Here is a 737-nt window from a genome sequence, read left to right as displayed (position 1 = left end):
GAACTAAACGTCGCGTTAATTTGCCGCGGATAACTCGATTTGGCAAACCAATCCTTTTAGAGGTTTGGAACATCTTACTTACTCGCACTGCATGTAAATGGGGCTATAGCTCAGCTGGGAGAGCGCCTGCCTTGCACGCAGGAGGTCTGCGGTTCGATCCCGCATAGCTCCACCATTTACACCTTATTCTGACTTTATTGCAAAGTAATAAGGCATATGCATTATGGATAGAGATGCCAAAGATAAACTTAAAAATTATCTTTGGCTTTTTTAAGCCCGCTCTTTAACAATTTGGAAAGCTGATAGTATTTAATTGCATGAGTCTGTCATGTGATTAATTACAAAACGTTTAATGCGCAAGCATTGAACATGAGTTCTCAAACACTTTATTAAGTGTCTTGAATATTCAATAGTAAATTATGCTTAGTTGCATAGTTTACGTCTAAGGCGCGTCCACTTCTTTGGTCAGAAGTGAGACAAGTAAAACCAAGCTGGTCGCAATGCGACGCAGGTGAGTGAAACTCATTTGGGTTGTATGGTTAAGCGACTAAGCGTATACGGTGGATGCCTTGGCAGTCAGAGGCGATGAAGGACGTAGTAACTTGCGAAAAGCGTTGGCGAGCTAGTAACAAGCATTTGAGCTAACGATGTCCGAATGGGGGAACCCAGCAGCATAAGCTGTTATCGCAACATGAATACATAGTGTTGCGAGGCGAACGAGGGGGGCGAACGAGGGG

General features: G+C 43.7%; 1 tRNA gene and 1 rRNA gene. Both read left to right on the top strand.

The window, feature by feature from the left end:
- Positions 1 to 99: 99 nt before the first annotated feature.
- Positions 100 to 175: transfer RNA gene (locus L5L94_RS21765), tRNA-Ala, on the top strand.
- Between the two features lie 362 nt (positions 176 to 537).
- Positions 538 to 737: ribosomal RNA gene (locus tag L5L94_RS21760) — 23S ribosomal RNA — on the top strand; the annotation flags it as partial.

It is taken from the genome of Shewanella sp. SM21, assembly GCF_025654335.1.
In the GTDB taxonomy this organism is placed as follows: Bacteria; Pseudomonadota; Gammaproteobacteria; order Enterobacterales; family Shewanellaceae; genus Shewanella; species Shewanella oncorhynchi.
This window is presented reverse-complemented; position numbering and strand designations above follow the sequence as displayed.